Source organism: Bradyrhizobium sp. Unk1 (genome assembly GCF_059512345.1).
Window position 1 is genome coordinate 312,662 of the sequence record NZ_JCAMOP010000003.1, and the last position, 16,680, is coordinate 329,341.

Sequence of the window (16,680 nt, forward strand, 5' to 3'; positions counted from 1 at the left end):
CGTCCGAAGGACGGCGTCGCTTCCGCTCGCCTATGTCCCGGGCATCCACGTACTTCTCGCCAGCCCCAAAACGTGGATGGCCGGGACAAGCCCGGCCATGACGACTAAATCAGCAGTTTAGAACTGAAACTCAGCGCTTCTTGCGCAGGCGCACGACCATGTCGATGCGCGCGATCTCGTAACCCTCGGGCACCTCCGGCATCTTGGACAGCGCCAGATGCGGATCCTCGATATCGACCAGCTCGTGGCTGTTCTCGAGGTAATAATGGTGGTGGGTGGTGACGTTGGTGTCGAAATAGGTCTTGGTGCCGTCGACGCTGACCTGACGCAGCAGGCCGGCATCGGTCAGCTGGTTCAGCGTGTTGTAGACGGTCGCGAGCGACACCGGCACCTTGGCCAGCGTCGCCTCCTCATAGAGCATTTCAGCCGTGAGGTGGCGAGCACCCTTGCCGAACAGGAGCCAGCCGAGCGCCATGCGCTGGCGCGTCGGACGAAGCCCCGCGGACTGGAGCATTTCGTTGACGTCGTGCCACGGGCAGCCGGTCAAGGCCGGCTGGCGGCCGGACAGGAGGGCGGCGGAATGGACGTCGTCGTCGTGATGGGGCGCGGGATTCTCGCTCATTTCCAGATTTCGGGCACGCGTGGACACTGCATCTGCATGCAATATATGGACAGATAGATGCAGATGCAAGTTTCTCGCAACTAGAGAGGTTCTAATGAGAAGTGGAACCGGGCGAACACGTCGTCACTTTACCTTCATGAGATTGCTTTGCCACCTGAAATGCCTGTGTTAGAGAGCCCGCGGTTCCGCTTGGCCGATTATGGCGCAGCCGGGCATTGAGGCCCGGCCCGCAGTCCATCCTGGCTTGTGGCAGTCGCGCCTGACGACGGTAATTGGCGCGGCTTTCCGAACGAAACGGGGCCCATTTTCGCCAGAAACGCCGCTCAATCGGGGTTAGAACAGAGGCTTCCGCATGCTGAACAGGCGCAACGGTTACGAATACGAAGATCTGCTGGCATGTGGCCGCGGCGAGATGTTCGGCCCGGGCAATGCCCAGCTGCCGCTGCCGCCGATGCTCATGTTCGACCGCATCACGGATATCAGCGACAATGGCGGCGAGTTCGGCAAGGGAGTGGTGCGGGCCGAGCTCGACGTGAAGCCCGACCTCTGGTTCTTCGGCTGCCACTTCAAGAACGATGCCGTCATGCCCGGCTGCCTCGGTCTCGATGCGCTGTGGCAGATGGTCGGCTTTTTTCTGGGCTGGACCGGGGGTGAAGGTCGCGGCCGCGCGCTGGGCCTGAACGAATTAAAGTTCAGCGGCCAGGTGCTGCCTGAGGCCCGCAAGGTTGTGTACAACGTCGATATCAAACGCGTGATGCGTTCAAAGCTCGTGCTCGGCATCGCCGACGGGTGGCTTTCGGTCGATGACCAGATTATTTATCGCGCGAAGGATCTGAAGGTCGGCCTGTTCAAGCAGGGCACGAACCTGAGCTGAGCGCATCACCACGAAGACAACGATTAAGGCGAGGCTGTCATGAGGCGGGTTGTGGTCACCGGGATGGGTATCGTCTCGTCGATCGGAAACAACACCCAGGAAGTGCTTGCGAGCCTCCACGAGGCGAAGTCGGGCATTTCGCGGGCTGAGAAATATGCCGAACTCGGTTTTCGTTCGCAGGTGCAAGGTGCGCCGACGATCGATCCTGCGACGGTCGTCGACCGGCGTGCGATGCGCTTCCTCGGCCAGGGCGCCGGCTGGAATCACATCGCGATGGAGCAGGCGATCCAGGACTCCGGTCTGTCGCCTGACGAAGTCTCCAACATCCGCACCGGCATCATCATGGGGTCCGGCGGCCCGTCCGCCCGCACCATCGTCGAATCCGCCGACATCACCCGCACCAAGGGACCGAAGCGCGTCGGACCGTTTGCAGTGCCGAAGGCGATGTCGTCCACGGCCTCGGCGACGCTTGCGACCTGGTTCAAGATCAAGGGCGTGAACTATTCGATCTCCTCGGCCTGCGCGACGTCGAACCATTGCGTCGGCAACGCCTATGAGACGATCCAGATCGGCAAGCAGGACGTCATCTTCGCCGGCGGCTGCGAGGAACTGGACTGGTCGCTCTCGGTGCTGTTCGACGCCATGGGCGCGATGTCCTCGAAATACAACGATACGCCCGCCACCGCCTCGCGTCCCTATGACGTCAACCGCGACGGCTTCGTGATTGCCGGCGGTGCCGGCGTGCTGGTGCTGGAAGAGCTCGAACATGCCAAGGCGCGCGGCGCGCGCATTTACGGCGAGATCGTCGGCTACGGCGCGACGTCGGACGGCTACGACATGGTGGCGCCCTCCGGTGAAGGCGCCGAGCGCTGCATGCGCATGGCGATGTCGACGGTGAAGACCAGGGTCGATTACATCAATCCGCACGCGACCTCGACGCCGGCCGGCGATCCGCCGGAGATCGACGCGCTGCGTCGCGTGTTCGGTGCCGGCGAGAAGTGCCCGCCGATCTCGGCGACCAAGGCGCTGACCGGCCATTCGCTCGGTGCGACCGGTGTGCAGGAGGCGATCTACTCGCTGCTCATGATGAACAACGGCTTCATCTGCGAGAGCGCTCACATCCAGGAGCTCGATCCCGTGTTCGCCGACATGCCGATCGTGCGCAAGCGCATTGACAACGTCAAGATCGGCACCGTGCTGTCGAACTCCTTCGGCTTCGGCGGCACCAACGCCACGCTGGTGTTCAGCCGGCTGGATGTGTGAGCCCAGCATGCTGTCATGCCCCGCCTAGTGCGCAATTGCGCACGGGGGCGGGGTATCCAGTACGCCGCGGCCCTGCGATTATCATGACTGTTTCGGAATACTGGATCGCCCGCCCCAGTGCGCAAGGCGCACAAGGCGGGCGATGACGTCGAGAATAGGAGCGACGGCTGCAATGGAAGGACTGATGAAGGGCAAGCGCGGTCTGATCATGGGCATCGCCAATGATCATTCGATCGCCTGGGGCATGGCGAAGACGTTGCATGCCCACGGTGCCGAGCTTGCCTTCACCTTCCAGGGCGAGGCGCTGGGCAAGCGCGTCAAGCCGCTGGCGGAGTCTCTCGGCGTGGAATTGGTGCTGCCTTGCGACGTCGAGGACATCGCCAGCGTTGATGCGACCTTCGCCGTGCTGCGCGAGAAATGGGGCAAGCTCGATTTCGTCATCCACGCCATCGGCTTTGCCGACAAGAACGAGCTGAAGGGCCGCTACGCCGACACCAGCCGCGAGAATTTTTCGCGCACCATGGTGATCTCCTGTTTCTCGTTCACGGAGGTCGCAAAACGCGCCGCCGAGCTGATGACGGAGGGCGGCAGCATGATCACGCTGACCTTCGGCGCCTCGGAGCGCGCGATGCCGAACTACAACGTGATGGGCGTGGCCAAGGCGGCGCTGGAGGCCTCCGTGCGCTACCTCGCCTCCGATTTCGGACCGCGCGGCATCCGCGTCAACGCGATCTCCGCAGGCCCCATCCGTACGCTCGCCGGCTCGGGCATCGGCGAGGCACGCGCGATGTTCGGCTTCATGCAAAAACATTCGCCGCTCCGCCGCGGCGTCACGCTCGACGAGCTCGGCGGTTCGGCGCTGTATCTGCTGTCGGATCTCTCCGGCGGCGTGACCGGCGAAATCCACTATGTCGATTCCGGCTACAACATCGTCCTGATGCCAAGGCCGGACGATTTGAAGACGGAATAGACACGACTCCGTAGGGTCGGCAAAGGAGCGCAAGCGACGTGCCCACCATCTCTCAACAGTTGCGAGACGAATGGTGGGCACGCTCCGCTTTGCCCACCCTACAAGTTCTCAGCTTGCCCTAACCCGCTGCGATCAGCTCCGCGCGCTGGAACGCCGGTCGCGCCATGCAGCGCGCGAGATAGGCATCGAAGGCTGGGCGCGACGGCACCATCTTGAACAGCCGCACCGCGAAGTTCAGGCCGGAGCCGATCGTGACGTCGGCGGCGGAAAATTCCTCGCCGAGGATCCACGGCCCCTTCGCGAGTGCAGCTTCCAGCACGTCGAAGACCTGCGTGGCGCTGCCCCAGGCCGCGGTCGAGGTCGGGATCTCGATCTTGGTGAAGATCTGGATGATGGCAGGCTCGATGCAGCCTGGCGAAAAGAACAGCCATTGCAAATAGCGCGCACGACGCGGATCGGTCACCGCGGGCGCGAGCTTCGCTTCGGGATAGCGGTCGGCGATGTAGGCGCAGATCGCAGCGGCTTCGCCGAGCGCGGCATCGCCGTCGCTGAGCGCCGGCACCTTGCCCATCGGATTAACCTTCAAATAATCCGGCGCCTTCTGCGCACCGGTCGAGATGTCGGTCAGCACGCGCTCATAGGGCAGGCCGCTCTCTTCCATCAGCCAGAGCGTCGTGAACGAGCGCGAGCGTGGCGACCAATGGAGCTTGATCATGGCAGCGGACCTTTCATCGGTGGGAGGCGCGGGGAGAGCCTATTCATTGCGTGTCTGCTCCGAATTCGCAACGCACTACGTCTGGGAGGATGCCGCTTTCGTTAACCGACATCTTGGTCAATGCGAAATCCGTCTGCGGGTTGACCGAACGCCTTCAATCAGAGCGGCGCGGGATATGCGGGTCGTCGTAGCTGTTCACCTCGCTTCACTGCGCGAAATACGGCGGTAGGATCTTGTCCAGTCGCTTTGTCAGAAAGTCGCGGGTGGTGTCGCGCAGGGTGGTGTTGTTGGCGGAGTCCGCGGCCGTCTCCGGAAACATGGACTTGTCCACCTTCTGCAAAAGCTCGTTCGAAACGAAGTTGTCTGCCATATGCTTCATGACACCTTCGAACGTCACGGCGGGGCCCTTCATGATTTCGAAGGTGCGGCCGTCGACCCACGTCACGCCGATATAGGAGAAGACATACGCGTAGGAGATGAGACCGACACCCCGGCTGAAGATGCCGACGCCGCTGAGCGACTGATTGGTCCCGTCAAGCTGTCCTTCGCTGCGCATGACGACGAGATAGCGCTCGCAACCGGCATTGCCCGCGACTTGCCGGATCAGGTTCGACAATTCCTCGCGCTGATTGCGGAACAGGCCGGATTTGGGGTGGTAGTAGGAATCGAGTGCGCCCTTGGCGTAAGTGATCCGTCGCACCGGCGTGTTGCCTGCGGCGGCCCGCGCCCGCGCAAAGACGAGATCGTCAAGGCCCCAGGATACCGGGATTTCTGCATAGTCGTTGCCGAACACGGTCAGACCGATCTTCTGGACGACGAAGATGTCCCCGGTCCCCGCAATCACGCCGACGCCGCAAGGACCGGCAGTCGCCGGCTCCGCAGGCTTGGCTGGCGCCTTAGGCTTCGCTGCCTTCTTGGCCGCCGGTTTTGCCGGTGTCGCGGTCTGAGCGGGGGATGCGGTGGTTGCGGGAGGGGTTTGCGCTGCTGCCGGAGCCAGAAAGGGCAGCAGGACGAGCACTGAGGCAGCAAATCGAAACATGGATTCCAGGGGATCAGCGGCAGGAGGTCATGGGACATGAGGTCATCGGACATGCCACACTAGGTTGGGATCATGACAACCGCAAGCTGCACCCGAAGGTCGCCGTCTATCCGGTGAGCCGCGGCCGCCTCCACCGATAATACTTCATCATAAACCCATTCGACGGCTCGATCTCTTCCTTCTCGAACACGAAACCTTCGCGCTCGTACCAGCGCCAGGCTTTTTCGTTTTCACGGACGCAGCGCAGGTACATTTCATCTGGCATGTGCGTGCGCGTGAAGGCGAGCAATTGTCGTCCGAGCGACTGCCCTTGGTAGGCGGGCCCGACGAAAAGCATGTCGAGATAGAGTTTTGGCAGATGCAGCGCCAGCATCGCAGCGATCGTGCCGTTGTCGTCGGCGACGAACAGGCTCCAGCCGTTCCCGACCTCGCGCCTGATGCGTGCGCGCAGATTTGCCAGCAGGAATTCACTCGCCTCGGCGAGGCCGGTCGAGACCCAGCTTTCCATCCAGACGCGGCCGACCTCGTCATATTCCTCAGTGCGGGCGGGGCGGATGACGGGATGCGACATCGAGGCTTCAGTCACGCTGACTGCGCACGGATGGTCGTGCGCGCACCTTGCCGGCCGACAGGCACACCACTTCGGAGATTTGCAGAAGCTGGCGCGCCAGCGGGCTGGTCTTGCGCCAGACCATGCCGATGGTGCGCGAGGGCTCGGGGTCGCGGAAGCGCGACAGCGAGACGGAAGCGGAGCGCGTCTCGACCGGCACGGCCATTTCCGGGATCAAGGTGACGCCGATGCCGGCGCTGACCATCTGGACCAGCGTCGAGAGCGAATTCGCATCCAGCATCTCGCGCGGCGGCGCCGATTGCATGTTGCAGAACGACAGCGCCTGATCGCGGAAGCAGTGCCCCTCTTCGAGCAGCAGCAGCCGCATCTCGCGCATCATCTCGCGCGATGGCACCGGCGTGCCTTCGTCGGAGCCCGGCCGCACCAGCAGGAATTTTTCGTCGAACAGCGCGACTTCGGTGAGCGAAGGCTCGGACACCGGCAGTGCAACGATGGCAGTGTCGAGCCGGCCTTCCACCAGTTCCTGGATCAGCCGCGGCGTCATCGTCTCGCGCACGCGGATGTCGAGCTCCGGATGCATGCGCGTCAGATTCTTGGTGATCTTCGGCAGCAGATAGGGCGCGATCGTCGGGATCATGCCGATCCGCAGCCGGCCCGCAAAGCGGTCCTGCGAGGCGCGCGCGAAATCGCCGAGCTCATCGACCGAGCGCAGGATGTCGCGGACGCGCGGTGCGAGCTCCTCGCCGAACCGGGTCAGCGCCACCTGACGGGCGCTGCGCTCCAGCAGCAGGCCACCGAGCGCCTCCTCCAGTTCCTTGATCTGCATCGACAGGGCCGGCTGGGAGATCGAGCTTGCCTCCGCGGCGCGGCCGAAATGGCCGTGACGCGCCAGCGCGTCGAAATATCTGAGCTGGCGCATCGTCACGTTGGCCATCAGAAAATCCTATCGCAGCGATCATTAAAGTCAACTTCCCCTGATCGAATGCGAAGCCTAGAGTAATTCTACCTGGTCAAAGGCGCGAGTTCGACGCCACCAGAGGAGGTATTCATGGATGACACTTCGAAGTGCCCGTTTTCGGGCGGAAAACCCACGCGCGTGAACCGCGACTGGTGGCCGACCCAGCTCAGCATCGAGATGCTGCATAAGAATTCCACCCTGTCCGACCCGATGGGCAAGGAGTTCGACTATGCCAAGGAATTCAAGTCGCTCGACCTGAATGCCGTCATCAAGGACCTGACGGCTCTGATGACGGACTCGCAGGAATGGTGGCCCGCCGATTTCGGCCACTATGGCGGCCTCATGATCCGCATGGCCTGGCACAGCGCGGGCACCTATCGCACCACGGACGGCCGCGGTGGCGCCGGCGCCGGTCAGCAGCGTTTCGCGCCGCTCAACAGCTGGCCCGACAACGCCAACCTCGACAAGGCACGCCGTCTGCTCTGGCCGATCAAGCAGAAATACGGCCGCAAGATCTCCTGGGCCGACCTGATGGTGCTCGCCGGCAACGTCGCGCTGGAATCGATGGGCTTCAAGACCTTCGGTTTCGCGGGCGGCCGCGCCGACGTGTGGGAGCCGGAGGAGCTCTATTGGGGTCCTGAAGGCACGTGGCTGGGCGACGAGCGCTACAGCGGCGAGCGCCAGCTCGCCGAACCGCTGGGCGCGGTGCAGATGGGCCTCATCTACGTCAATCCGGAAGGCCCGAACGGCAAGCCTGACCCGGTCGCCGCGGCAAAGGACATCCGCGAGACGTTCGCCCGCATGGCGATGAACGACGAGGAAACCGTCGCACTGATCGCCGGCGGCCATACCTTCGGCAAGACCCACGGCGCGGGCGATCCGTCGCTGGTCGGTCCGGAGCCGGAAGCGGGCGCGCTCGAGGATCAGGGCCTCGGCTGGAAGAGCAAGCACGCTTCGGGCCTGGCGGGCGATTCCATCACCAGCGGTCTCGAGGTGACCTGGACGACGACGCCGACGAAGTGGAGCAACAACTTCTTCGAGAACCTGTTCAAGTACGAATGGGAGCTGACGAAGAGCCCGGGCGGCGCGAATCAGTGGACGGCCAAGGGTGCCGACGCGATCATTCCCGATGCCTTCGACAAGTCGAAGAAGCACCGGCCGACGATGCTGACGACCGACCTCTCGCTGCGCCTCGATCCGGCCTACGAGAAGATCTCGCGTCGCTTCCTGGAAAACCCGGATCAGTTCGCGGACGCCTTTGCCCGCGCCTGGTTCAAGCTCACCCATCGCGACATGGGTCCGATCCAGCGCTATCTCGGCCCGCTGGTGCCGAAGGAAACGCTGATATGGCAGGATCCGATTCCGAAGGTCGACCACGAGCTGGTCGGCGACCAGGACATCGCCGCACTCAAGACCAAGATCCTGGCTTCGGGCCTCTCGGTCTCCGAGCTGGTCTCGACCGCCTGGGCGTCGGCCTCGACGTTCCGCGGCTCGGACAAGCGCGGTGGTGCCAACGGCGCGCGCATCCGTCTTGCCCCGCAGAAGGATTGGGAGGTGAACCAGCCGGCTCAGCTCTCCAAGGTCCTCGGCAAGCTCGAAGCGATCCAGAAGGACTTCAACGCATCGGCCGGTGCGAAGAAGGTCTCGCTCGCCGACCTCATCGTCCTCGGCGGTTCTGCCGCGGTCGAGAAGGCTGCGAAGGATGCCGGCGTGGACGTGAAGCTTGGCTTCACGCCGGGTCGCATGGATGCCTCGCAGGAGCAGACCGACGCGGAGTCCTTCGCGCCGCTCGAGCCGCGGGCCGATGGCTTCCGCAACTATATCGGCAAGCGGCATCAGTTCCTGCACCAGGAAGAAGCCCTCGTCGATCGCGCGCAGCTGTTGAAGCTCTCCGGTCCCGAGCTGACCGCGCTCGTCGGCGGTCTGCGTGTGCTCGGCGCCAATGCGGGCGGTTCGAAGCACGGCGTCTTGACCTCGAAGGTCGGAACGCTGAGCAACGACTTCTTCATCAACCTGCTCGACATGAGCGCGCAGTGGACGCCGGCGGCTGACGGCACCTACGAGGCCCGCGACCGCAAGACCAACGCGGTGAAGTGGACCGGCACGCGCGCCGATCTGATCTTCGGTGCGCATTCGCAGCTCCGCGCCTTCGCCGAGGTCTATGCCTCGTCGGACGCCAAGCAGCAGTTCGTGCAGGACTTCGCCAAGGCCTGGACCAAGGTGATGAACCTCGACCGCTACGACCTCGCGGCCTGATCCAAGGGTCTAAGCAAGCGACAAACAAAAAGGGCGGCCGAGAGGCCGCCCTTCGTGTTTCTGATGTGCGGGTCGATTACTCGCCGGCGGCTTCGCGCGGGGCCTTCTCGCCGTCGCCGCCCTTGCCTTCGAGGTCTTCGCCGGTGGTCTGGTCGACCACCTTCATCGACAGCCGGGTCTTGCCGCGATCGTCAAAGCCGAGCAGCTTGACCTTGACCTTGTCGCCTTCCTTGACGACGTCGGAGGTCTTCTGCACGCGCGCCGAAGCGAGCTGGCTGATGTGGACGAGACCGTCCTTGGAGCCGAAGAAGTTCACGAAGGCGCCGAACTCCATCACCTTGACGACGGTGCCGTCATAGATCTGGCCGACTTCCGGATCGGACGCGATCGACTTGATCCACTTGATCGCGGCCTTCATCGCCTCGCCGTCGCTGGAGGCGACCTTCACGGTGCCGTCGTCCTCGATGTTGACCTTGGCACCGGTCTTCTCGACGATCTCGCGGATCACCTTGCCGCCGGTGCCGATCACTTCGCGGATCTTGTCGGTGGCGATCTTGAAGGTCTCGATGCGCGGCGCGTATTCGCCGAGCTCGGCGCGGGCGTTGGTGAGCGCCTTGGCCATTTCGCCGAGGATGTGGATACGACCATCCTTGGCCTGACCGAGCGCCACCTTCATGATCTCTTCGGTGATGCCCTCGATCTTGATGTCCATCTGGAGCGAGGTGATGCCCGCTTCCGTGCCGGCCACCTTGAAGTCCATGTCGCCGAGATGATCCTCGTCACCGAGGATATCCGAGAGAACCGCGAAGCGCTTGTCTTCGAGGATCAGGCCCATCGCGATACCCGCGGTCGGCCGCTTCAACGGCACGCCGGCATCCATCAGCGCGAGCGACGCGCCGCAGACCGAAGCCATCGAGGACGAGCCGTTCGACTCGGTGACCTCCGACACCACGCGCGTGGTGTAGGGGAATTCGTGATGCGGCGGCAGCACCGGGTGGATCGCGCGCCAGGCCAGCTTGCCGTGGCCGATCTCGCGACGCTTGGTGCCGCCGAGGCGACCGGTCTCACCGACCGAGTAGGGAGGGAAGTTGTAGTGCAGCAGGAACGTCTCTTTGTACGTTCCGGACAGCGCGTCGATATACTGCTCGTCCTCGCCGGTGCCGAGCGTGGTCACGACCAGCGCCTGGGTCTCGCCGCGGGTGAACAGCGCCGAGCCGTGGGCGCGGGGCAGCACGCCGACTTCGGCGACGATGTTGCGCACGGTCTTGCTATCGCGGCCGTCGATGCGCTTGCCGGTGTCGAGGATGTTCCAGCGAACGATCTTGGCTTCCAGCTCCTTGAACACGCCGGAGACGCGCAGCTTGTCGTATTTCGGTTCCTGCCCTTCGGGGAAGTAATGGGCGATCACCTTTTCCTTGACCTTGCCGACCGCGGCGTAGCGATCCTGCTTGACCGGAATGGCGTAGGCGGCGCGGAGCTCCTGCTCGACGAGGCCGAGCATTTCCTTCTCGAGCGCCGAATTGTCGATCACCGTGACTTCGCGCGGCTCCTTGGCGGCCTTCTCGGCGAGCTCGATGATGGCGTTGATCACCGGCTGGAAATGGCGGTGACCGAACATCACGGCGCCGAGCATGATGTCCTCGTTGAGCTCCTTGGCTTCCGATTCCACCATCAGCACGGCGTCGGCCGTGCCGGCGACGACGAGGTCGAGCTGGGTATCGACCATCTCGTCGAGCGTCGGGTTGAGAATGAACTCGTCATTGGCGAAGCCGACGCGCGCTGCGCCGATCGGGCCCTTGAAGGGCGCGCCGGACAGGGTCAGCGCGGCCGATGAGGCCACCAGCGCCACGATGTCAGGGTCGTTCTCCATGTCGTGCGACAGCACGGTGACGATCACCTGGGTCTCGTTGCGCCAGCCGTCGACGAACAGCGGACGGATCGGACGGTCGATCAGCCGGGAGACCAGCGTCTCCTTCTCGGTCGGACGACCCTCGCGCTTGAAATAGCCGCCGGGAATGCGGCCGGCTGCGTAGGTCTTCTCCTGGTAGTCGACCGTCAGCGGCAGGAAGTCGACGCCTTCGCGCGGCGCCTTCGCCGCGACGACGGTGGCGAGCACCACGGTCTCGCCATAGGTGGCGACGACGGCGCCGTCGGCCTGACGCGCGATCTTGCCGGTTTCGAGCTTGAGAGGGCGTCCACCCCAGTCGATCTCGACTGAATGCTTATTGAACATAGAGGTCTTCTTTCATGGGTTCTCGAAAGAAGGACGGCCCGAAAAACAAAAACCATGCGCAAGATTGCGGGACGTTGATCGAAGCGGGCGATCAGCGTCCTGCGATCCTGCCATGGTTTTCGGATTTCGGATGGCGTCCATCCTTTCGGGTCATACGGGCGCCTTGCCCGTTGTGCCCAGCCGCCGGATTGCTGCTGGACTGTCAGTCGGCACGAACGCGAACACCGGATTTTCGGTCCTCGCCCATCGTGCCCCGGATGCTAGCCGTCACTCGACCATGATCCGGAAAAGTGCAAAGCGGTTTTCCGAAAAGATCATGCTCAAACAACAATCCAAAGTGCGATTCTTATCGCGCTTTGGGCTCGCACCCGACGCGCACGCAGCCTCGATCAAAAACCTTTAAACAAACGCTTTCGCTCGAAACCGCGCACGAAAACGCGCGCCAGTGGCGCGCGCAGGAACACTTAACGACGAATGTTGTGCTTCTCGAGCAGCGCCTTGTAACGCGCCTCGTCCCTCTTCTTGAGGTAGTCGAGCAGCGAGCGGCGGGTCGAAACCAGCTTCAAGAGGCCGCGACGCGAATGGTTGTCCTTCACGTGGGTCTTGAAATGGTTGGTGAGGTTGTTGATGCGTTCCGACAGGATCGCGACCTGAACCTCCGGCGAGCCGGTGTCGCCGGCCTTGTTGGCATTCGTCTTGATGACTTCCGCTTTGCGTTCTGCGGCAATCGACATCGTCAATTTCTCTCGTTGCGACCGGTGCTGGCAGTCAGACCGGTCAGGTTGAACACACGCTTGGGGATGATTTCGCCGTTGCCGACTTCAGCAAGCGCCAATAGACGGCCTGCCACCGTGACATAGACTGTGCCGCTACTAGTGGGCGCATCCCGTCCGCGCAATAAAACGGCCTGGCCCCGATGGAGCCTTGCCGCATCAGCCCGAGTGACGGCCAGTGCCGGGATGTCGTCCAGCGCGGTCTCAACGGGCATAAGCGCGTCGGCGAGGCTGCCCTCGCCGGACGCGGCTCTATCGCATAAAGCCTCCAACTGATCCAGCGGAATCATGTCGTTCTCGTCAAATGGGCCGACCAGGGTCCGCCGCAGCGCGCAGATATGGCCGTAAGTGCCGAGAATCCGGCCCATATCGCGGGCCAGCGCCCGGACATAGGTACCCTTGCCGCACTCCGCCTCGAACACCGCCCGGTCGTTATCCGGTTGATCCACAAGGGTTAAATGGTGAATCTCGACCGGACGGGGGGCCAGTTCCACGACCTCGCCGTCGCGGGCGAGGTCGTAGGCGCGCTCGCCCTGGACCTTGATCGCGGAATAGCGCGGCGGGATCTGCTCGATCACCCCGGTGAAGCGGGGCAGCAGGGCCAGGATGGCCTCCCGGGTCGGGCGCTGGTCGGAGGTCGCGGTGACCCGGCCCTCGATATCATCGGTGTCGCGCTCCTCGCCCCAGCACACGGTGAACTGGTAGCGCTTGCGGCCGTCCATCACGAAGGGAACCGTCTTGGTGGCCTCGCCGAGCGCGATCGGCAGGCCGCCGGAGGCGAGCGGGTCGAGCGTGCCGGCGTGTCCCGCGCGCTTGGCGTTGAACAGGCGCTTGAGCACGGCGACGGCTTGCGTCGAGGTCATGCCGATCGGCTTGTCGAGCACGACCCAGCCATGGACGTCGCGGCGGTCGCGGCGCGGCTGGTTGCCCTTCTGCTTGTTGGCGCGGGGATCGTTGTTGACGCGGCGCGGCTCCTGATGCGGCTGGGGATCGCCGCCGAGATCCGCAAAATTATTTTTCTGCACGTCGCGCTGATCGGTCTCTTCGCCGCCGATCGTGCCGTGAGCCGGGTCCATCGTCATCACTCTTCTTCCCGATCCGAATCCGGATCCTGTTCCAGGTCCTTCTGCACCGCAGGTGTTCGCAAAAGCTTCTCGATCCGTTCCGCTTCGTCGAATCGTTCGTCGACGCGGAAGCGAAGATCAGGTGCAAATTTCAGGTTAACGCGATGCGCGACTTCGCCGCGCAGAAACTTCTTGTTGCGCTCGAGCGCAGCGATGACGACCTCGGTGTCGCGGCCACCGAGCGGCATCACATAGACTGTCGCGAGCTTCAGGTCGGGCGACATCCGCACCTCCGGCACGGTGATGATGTGACCTTCGAGGTCATCATCATGCACATTGCCTTGCGCCAGAATCTCGGCCATCGCGTGGCGAACCTGCTCGCCGACACGCAACTGGCGTTGCGAGCCGCCCGGCGCGGAACTTTTCTTCTGATGGTGGCGGGGCATGGTTGAAAATCACCTCGTCGTGCCCGCGTTTGGGACACGAGCATTGTCATTTGTCCTGTTGAAACGAATGCGGTGCGATGGCCGGAATAAATCCGGCCATCGCACTCCCGCAATTTCAGCTCAAAAAGATCCGGGCGCTTCGGTAAGATTTGGACTTACAGGGAGCGCTGGATCGTCTCCACGCGATAACACTCGATCACGTCACCGGCACGCATGTCGTGATAGTTCTCGAAGGCCATGCCGCATTCCTGACCGGACTGCACTTCCTTCACTTCGTCCTTGAAGCGCTTCAGCGTCGACAGCTTGCCTTCGTGCACGACGACGTTGTCGCGGATCAGGCGCACATTGGCGCCGCGTTCCACGGTGCCGTCGGTGACGCGGCAGCCGGCGACCTTGCCGACCTTGGAGATGTTGAAGATCTCCAGGATCGCGGCATTGCCCAGCATGGTTTCGCGCAGGGTCGGCGCGAGCAGGCCGCTCATCGCCTTCTTCACGTCGTCCACGAGGTCGTAGATGATGTTGTAGTAGCGGATCTCGATGCCGTTGCGCTTGGCGGCCGCAGCCGCCTCCTTGTTGGCACGAACCGAGAAGCCGATGATCGCGGCGTTGAAGCCTTCCGCGAGCGTCACGTCCGATTCCGAGATGCCGCCGACGCCGGCATGCAGGATGCGGGCTGCGACTTCGTCGGTGCCGAGCTTCTCCAGCGAGCCGAGGATCGCTTCCAGCGAGCCTTGCACGTCGGCCTTGATGATCAGCGGGAATTCCTTGCGGCCCGCCGTCTTCAATTGCGACATCATCTGCTCGAGCGAGCCGCGCATGCCGGAGATCGAGGCAGCCGCGTTCTCGCGCTTCTGGTGCGCGCGGTAGCTGGTGACCTGGCGGGCGCGGGCTTCGTTCTCGACCACCGCGAGACGATCGCCGGCCTCCGGCGGACCGTTGAAGCCGAGCACCTCGACCGGCACCGAAGGACCTGCCTCCTGCACCGTCTCGCCCTGATCCGAGATCAGCGCGCGGACGCGGCCCATCTCGGCGCCGGCGACGATGATGTCGCCGACACGGAGCGTGCCGCGCTGGACCAGCACGGTCGCCACCGGGCCACGGCCGCGATCGAGCTTGGCTTCGATCACGGTGCCTTCGGCCGGGCGATCCGAATTGGTCTTGAGGTCGAGGATGTCGGCCTGGAGCGCGATCATCTCGAGCAGCTTGTCGAGATTGGTCTTGTTCTTGGCGGACACTTCGACGTCGACGACTTCGCCGCCGAAAGATTCCACCTGCACCTCGTGCTGGAGCAGCTCGGTGCGCACGCGCTCGGGCTTCGCATCGGGCTTGTCGATCTTGTTGATGGCAACGATGATCGGCACCCGCGCCGCCTTGGCGTGGTTGATGGCTTCGATCGTCTGCGGCATGACGCCGTCATCGGCAGCAACCACCAGCACGACGATGTCGGTCACCTTGGCGCCGCGGGCGCGCATCGCGGTGAACGCGGCGTGGCCGGGCGTGTCGATGAAGGTGATCTTCTTGCCGCTTTCGGGCGACAGCACCTGATAGGCGCCGATATGCTGGGTGATGCCGCCGGCCTCGCCGGAGACGACGTTGGCATGGCGGAGCGCGTCGAGCAGCGAGGTCTTGCCGTGGTCGACGTGACCCATCACGGTCACCACCGGCGAACGCGTCTCGGTGTCGGTGGAATCGTCGACCTGGTCGAACAGACCCTCTTCGACGTCCGACGCGGCAACGCGCTTGACGGTGTGACCCAGTTCTTCCGCGATCAGCTGCGCGGTGTCGGCGTCGATCACGTCGGTGATCTTGTGCATCGCGCCCTGCTTCATCAGCATGCGGATGACGTCGACCGCGCGCTCGGCCATGCGGTTGGCGAGCTCCTGGATCGTGATCGCTTCCGGAATGACCACCTCGCGGATGAGCTTTTCCTTCGGCTCGTTCGCGGCATGGCCCTTCAGGCGCTGGGTCCGGCGGCGGAACGAGGCAATCGAGCGCTCGCGCACGTCGTCGGCATTGAATGCGGTCACGACGGTCAGGCGGCCGCGCTCCTTCTGCGGGCCGGGCTTGTGGGTGGGCTTGGGGGCTACCACGGGACGCGCGGCGCCGCCGGGACCGCGACGGATCTGACGCGGACCATCGTCCTCGTCCGGTCCGGCCGCGACCGCGGGAGCGCGACCCAACGGGCCGCCTCCCGGCCTCGCGGTGGTCGTTCCAGGGCGCGCGGTCGTTGTTCCCGGGCGTGCTGTGGTCGTGGTGGTGCCGGGGCGCGCTGCGGGCGCGCCAGGACGCGGCGCGGGAGCGGCCGGGGCGGCAGTTGCAGGGCGCGCGGCTGACGCGGGCTGCTCGCCTTCGCCAAAACGCTTCTTGGCCTCGGTTTCGGCCTTGCGCTTGGCTTCCTCTTCGTGACGGTGGCGCTCTTCCTCGGCCTTGCGGCGAGATTCGGCGGCCTCGCGGTCGGCGCGCTCGGCGGCTTCGCGGACAGCGCGGCGCTGGGCCTCTTCCTCGGCATGGCGGCGTTCTTCGACTTCGCGCACCTTGGCATCGGCCAGCGCACTGGCGCGGGCGGAACGTTCGTCCTCGGTCAGCGTGCGCAGCACCACGCCGGAGCCGGCATTGCGCGGCGGCGGCGCCGGGCGTGAAGGGGTGGGCGCAGGTGCAGCTGGCGCCGGCTTTGCAACAACGGTGGGTGCCTGCGGCTCAGGGCTGCCGTCGATACGGCGCTTGCCGCGCTTCTCGACCACGACCTGCTTGCTGCGGCCATGGCTGAAGCTCTGGCGCACAGTGCCCGTTTCGACGCGCGGCTTGAGCGATAGCGTCTTGCTCGGAACGCTCAGCTTCTTGTCGTCAGGGGTCTTGGTATCAACCATTCAGCAGTCCTAATCCTGATTTATCAGTG

14 protein-coding genes are annotated in these 16,680 nt (G+C 64.0%); 4 read left to right on the forward strand and 10 right to left on the reverse strand.

Annotated features, from left to right (window positions below; genetic code table 11):
- Positions 1-130 precede the first annotated feature (130 nt).
- Positions 131-622: an iron response transcriptional regulator IrrA gene (gene irrA / locus AC5ZFO_RS05640; protein WP_063980150.1), complete on the reverse strand. Its 492-nt coding sequence runs from the start codon at positions 620-622 to the stop codon at positions 131-133.
- 352 nt (positions 623-974) lie between these two features.
- Between irrA and fabA the strand changes: the two genes are divergently transcribed.
- From fabA to fabI, 3 genes are all read left to right on the forward strand, one after another.
- Positions 975-1,496, forward strand: coding sequence for a bifunctional 3-hydroxydecanoyl-ACP dehydratase/trans-2-decenoyl-ACP isomerase (gene fabA / locus AC5ZFO_RS05645; protein ID WP_282521627.1), 522 nt, complete (start codon positions 975-977; stop codon positions 1,494-1,496).
- Positions 1,497-1,535: 39 nt separating this feature from the next.
- Entirely contained in the window at positions 1,536-2,759 is a 1,224-nt protein-coding gene (gene fabB / locus AC5ZFO_RS05650; protein ID WP_282521626.1) for a beta-ketoacyl-ACP synthase I, read from the forward strand.
- A 172-nt stretch (positions 2,760-2,931) separates the two neighbouring features.
- On the forward strand, positions 2,932-3,729 hold the full coding sequence (gene fabI, locus AC5ZFO_RS05655) for an enoyl-ACP reductase FabI (protein ID WP_282521625.1): 798 nt from the start codon (positions 2,932-2,934) through the stop codon (positions 3,727-3,729).
- 118 nt (positions 3,730-3,847) lie between these two features.
- On the opposite strand, the gene AC5ZFO_RS05660 is transcribed toward fabI, so the two are convergent.
- From AC5ZFO_RS05660 to AC5ZFO_RS05675, 4 genes are all read right to left on the reverse strand, one after another.
- The gene (locus AC5ZFO_RS05660) at positions 3,848-4,444 is read right to left on the reverse strand and encodes a glutathione S-transferase family protein (RefSeq protein ID WP_496121633.1); all 597 of its coding nucleotides are present in this window, start codon (positions 4,442-4,444) and stop codon (positions 3,848-3,850) included.
- A gap of 205 nt (positions 4,445-4,649) precedes the next feature.
- The gene (locus AC5ZFO_RS05665) at positions 4,650-5,483 is read right to left on the reverse strand and encodes a hypothetical protein (RefSeq protein ID WP_496121635.1); all 834 of its coding nucleotides are present in this window, start codon (positions 5,481-5,483) and stop codon (positions 4,650-4,652) included.
- A 106-nt stretch (positions 5,484-5,589) separates the two neighbouring features.
- The gene (locus AC5ZFO_RS05670; RefSeq protein ID WP_282521622.1) at positions 5,590-6,054 is read right to left on the reverse strand and encodes a GNAT family N-acetyltransferase; all 465 of its coding nucleotides are present in this window, start codon (positions 6,052-6,054) and stop codon (positions 5,590-5,592) included.
- 7 nt (positions 6,055-6,061) lie between these two features.
- Positions 6,062-6,988, reverse strand: a complete 927-nt coding sequence (locus AC5ZFO_RS05675) for a hydrogen peroxide-inducible genes activator (protein ID WP_282521621.1) — start codon at positions 6,986-6,988, stop codon at positions 6,062-6,064.
- Positions 6,989-7,102: 114 nt separating this feature from the next.
- On the opposite strand from AC5ZFO_RS05675, the gene katG reads away from it, so the two are divergent.
- On the forward strand, positions 7,103-9,268 hold the full coding sequence (katG, locus tag AC5ZFO_RS05680) for a catalase/peroxidase HPI (RefSeq protein WP_282521620.1): 2,166 nt from the start codon (positions 7,103-7,105) through the stop codon (positions 9,266-9,268).
- 76 nt (positions 9,269-9,344) lie between these two features.
- Here katG and pnp read toward each other — a convergent pair whose 3' ends face one another.
- From pnp to infB, 5 genes are all read right to left on the reverse strand, one after another.
- On the reverse strand, positions 9,345-11,501 hold the full coding sequence (gene pnp, locus AC5ZFO_RS05685; RefSeq protein ID WP_282521619.1) for a polyribonucleotide nucleotidyltransferase: 2,157 nt from the start codon (positions 11,499-11,501) through the stop codon (positions 9,345-9,347).
- A 464-nt stretch (positions 11,502-11,965) separates the two neighbouring features.
- A complete protein-coding gene (rpsO, locus tag AC5ZFO_RS05690) occupies positions 11,966-12,235 on the reverse strand; it encodes a 30S ribosomal protein S15 (RefSeq protein WP_008131787.1) in 270 nt (89 codons plus the stop codon).
- Between the two features lie 2 nt (positions 12,236-12,237).
- Positions 12,238-13,356, reverse strand: a complete 1,119-nt coding sequence (gene truB, locus AC5ZFO_RS05695; protein ID WP_282521618.1) for a tRNA pseudouridine(55) synthase TruB — start codon at positions 13,354-13,356, stop codon at positions 12,238-12,240.
- A complete protein-coding gene (rbfA, locus tag AC5ZFO_RS05700) occupies positions 13,356-13,784 on the reverse strand; it encodes a 30S ribosome-binding factor RbfA (protein ID WP_014490965.1) in 429 nt (142 codons plus the stop codon). Before rbfA ends, truB begins: the two co-directional genes overlap by 1 nt.
- A 155-nt stretch (positions 13,785-13,939) precedes the next feature.
- Positions 13,940-16,651 (reverse strand): translation initiation factor IF-2, encoded by a 2,712-nt coding sequence (infB, locus tag AC5ZFO_RS05705; protein ID WP_282521617.1) that lies wholly within the window; start codon positions 16,649-16,651, stop codon positions 13,940-13,942.
- Between the last annotated feature and the right edge of the window lie 29 nt (positions 16,652-16,680).